The organism is Ralstonia sp. GX3-BWBA, from assembly GCF_003290055.1.
Classification (GTDB): Bacteria; Pseudomonadota; Gammaproteobacteria; order Burkholderiales; family Burkholderiaceae; genus Ralstonia; species Ralstonia holmesii.
On record NZ_QMKS01000017.1, the window covers coordinates 1 to 2959 of the forward strand.

Below are 2959 nucleotides of genomic sequence, written 5' to 3' on the forward strand. Positions count from 1 at the left end.
GCCAGAAGGACGAAGGGGTTGCAATAAAATGGTGGCTGCGACTGTTTAATAAAAACACAGCACTCTGCAAACACGAAAGTGGACGTATAGGGTGTGACGCCTGCCCGGTGCCGGAAGATTAAATGATGGGGTGCAAGCTCTTGATTGAAGTCCCGGTAAACGGCGGCCGTAACTATAACGGTCCTAAGGTAGCGAAATTCCTTGTCGGGTAAGTTCCGACCTGCACGAATGGCGTAACGATGGCCACACTGTCTCCTCCCGAGACTCAGCGAAGTTGAAGTGTTTGTGATGATGCAATCTCCCCGCGGCTAGACGGAAAGACCCCATGAACCTTTACTGTAGCTTTGCATTGGACTTTGAACCGATCTGTGTAGGATAGGTGGGAGGCTTTGAAACCGGGACGCTAGTTTCGGTGGAGCCGACCTTGAAATACCACCCTGGTTTGTTTGAGGTTCTAACCTTGGCCCGTGAATCCGGGTCGGGGACAGTGCATGGTAGGCAGTTTGACTGGGGCGGTCTCCTCCCAAAGTGTAACGGAGGAGTTCGAAGGTACGCTTGGTACGGTCGGACATCGTACCTAAAGTGCAATGGCAAAAGCGTGCTTAACTGCGAGACCGACAAGTCGAGCAGGTGCGAAAGCAGGACATAGTGATCCGGTGGTTCTGTATGGAAGGGCCATCGCTCAACGGATAAAAGGTACTCTGGGGATAACAGGCTGATACCGCCCAAGAGTTCATATCGACGGCGGTGTTTGGCACCTCGATGTCGGCTCATCTCATCCTGGGGCTGTAGCCGGTCCCAAGGGTATGGCTGTTCGCCATTTAAAGAGGTACGTGAGCTGGGTTTAAAACGTCGTGAGACAGTTTGGTCCCTATCTGCCGTGGGCGTTGGAATCTTGACGGGGGCTGCTCCTAGTACGAGAGGACCGGAGTGGACGTACCGCTGGTGTACCTGTTGTCTCGCCAGAGGCATCGCAGGGTAGCTATGTACGGAAGAGATAACCGCTGAAAGCATCTAAGCGGGAAACTTGCCTGAAGATGAGGATTCCCTGGAGACTTGATCTCCCTGAAGGGTCGTTCGAGACCAGGACGTTGATAGGCTGGGTGTGGAAGCGCAGTAATGCGTTCAGCTAACCAGTACTAATTGCCCGTGCGGCTTGATCCTATAACCGGTATGTTTCCGGCTGGGTCCGCCTTGTGCCTGATACACACAACTCACAACCCAAAATCTACATTCCCATATTGGTCCCGTTGACCTCGTCAACGGGACGACAAGTCATAGCCTGGTGACCATAGCGAGTCGGTACCACCCCTTCCCATCCCGAACAGGACCGTGAAACGACTCCGCGCCGATGATAGTGCGGATTCCCGTGTGAAAGTAGGTCATCGCCAGGCTCTCCCATACAACACCCCAGCTCTACCTTAGAGCTGGGGTGTTTGCCTTTGCGCAATCGGCTCGCACCCGGCTTGCTGCATTGATCCGCCAGACAGATCCCAGCAACACTCCCCTCCGCCTCTCCCCAAAAACAAAACGCCTCCCAACGGAGACGTCCGCGGACTCCCCTGCAAGACTGATTGGCTTCGTGAGTCAGCCGGGCCCGTCCGCTCGCTGCGGTGAGGTACGGAGAATCGGTGGGCCGGCTGTGCGTGGCTTTTGTGCGGATACGCAGGCATCGCTGCGTCGCGTGGATATAGCTGCGGGCCAGCGACTCGCAATGATGTTCGCGATCTTCCTAGCTATACCGGTCGACGGCGGTCGTGACTTCCGAGGAAGGCTCCGCCAGCCTCTCCGTCGGCGCCCTGGTGCGAGCATTGGAGTGGCATAGCGGCGCCAGTCCCTCGTCGATCTGAATTGCCCTATAAGGATGAGAGCATCAATGCTCGAAATCTCGCGATTTCATCAAGCAACGCTTGACAGGGTGCCCTGATGGTCCCATAATCGCAAGTTCTCTTCGGAGAGGTGCCCGAGTGGCTAAAGGGGGCAGACTGTAAATCTGTTGGCTTACGCCTACGTTGGTTCGAATCCAACCCTCTCCACCAGAATTAAGCAGTGAGTTCGGTCGCAAGGCCGGGCGGCAAGGGAAGAAGTAGTCCGGGCGGGTGTAGCTCAATGGTAGAGCAGAAGCCTTCCAAGCTTACGACGAGGGTTCGATTCCCTTCACCCGCTCCATTCACTGTTCGTAAGTTTTGCCCATGTGGCTCAGTGGTAGAGCACTCCCTTGGTAAGGGAGAGGTCGGCAGTTCGATCCTGCCCATGGGCACCACGCATCCACCAACGCAAATCGCTACCGAGACAGGAGTCGCGACATGGCAAAGGAAAAGTTCGAGCGGACTAAGCCGCACGTGAACGTTGGTACGATTGGTCACGTTGACCACGGTAAGACGACGCTGACCGCGGCGATCACGACCGTGCTGGCGACCAAGTTTGGTGGTGCCGCCAAGGCATACGACCAGATCGATGCAGCGCCGGAAGAAAAGGCACGTGGCATCACGATCAACACCGCGCACGTCGAGTACGAAACGGCTAACCGCCACTACGCGCACGTTGACTGCCCGGGCCACGCCGACTACGTCAAGAACATGATCACCGGTGCCGCCCAGATGGACGGCGCCATCCTGGTGTGCTCGGCCGCTGACGGCCCGATGCCGCAAACGCGTGAGCACATCCTGCTGGCCCGCCAGGTTGGTGTGCCGTACATCGTCGTGTTCCTGAACAAGTGCGACATGGTGGACGATGCTGAGCTGTTGGAGCTGGTCGAGATGGAAGTGCGCGAACTTCTGTCGAAGTACGACTTCCCGGGCGACGACACCCCGATCATCAAGGGTTCGGCCAAGCTGGCGCTGGAAGGCGACAAGGGCGAACTGGGCGAAGTGGCCATCATGAACCTAGCCGACGCACTGGACACCTACATCCCGACGCCGGAGCGCGCTGTTGACGGCACGTTCCTGATGCCGGTGGA

General features: G+C 57.0%; 1 protein-coding gene, 3 tRNA genes and 2 rRNA genes. All 6 read left to right on the forward strand.

Annotation, left to right across the window (positions count from 1 at the left end; all coding sequences use genetic code 11):
* Positions 1–1164: ribosomal RNA gene (locus DOD19_RS17155) — 23S ribosomal RNA — on the forward strand; the annotation flags it as partial.
* 117 nt (positions 1165–1281) lie between these two features.
* Positions 1282–1394, forward strand: a 5S ribosomal RNA gene (rrf, locus tag DOD19_RS17160).
* 559 nt (positions 1395–1953) lie between these two features.
* Positions 1954–2039, forward strand: a tRNA-Tyr gene (locus tag DOD19_RS17165).
* Positions 2040–2095: 56 nt separating this feature from the next.
* Positions 2096–2169, forward strand: a tRNA-Gly gene (locus DOD19_RS17170).
* 19 nt (positions 2170–2188) lie between these two features.
* Positions 2189–2263, forward strand: a tRNA-Thr gene (locus DOD19_RS17175).
* A 43-nt stretch (positions 2264–2306) separates the two neighbouring features.
* A partial coding sequence (locus tag DOD19_RS17180) for a GTP-binding protein (protein ID WP_162634378.1) occupies positions 2307–2959 on the forward strand: 653 nt, incomplete at its 3' end.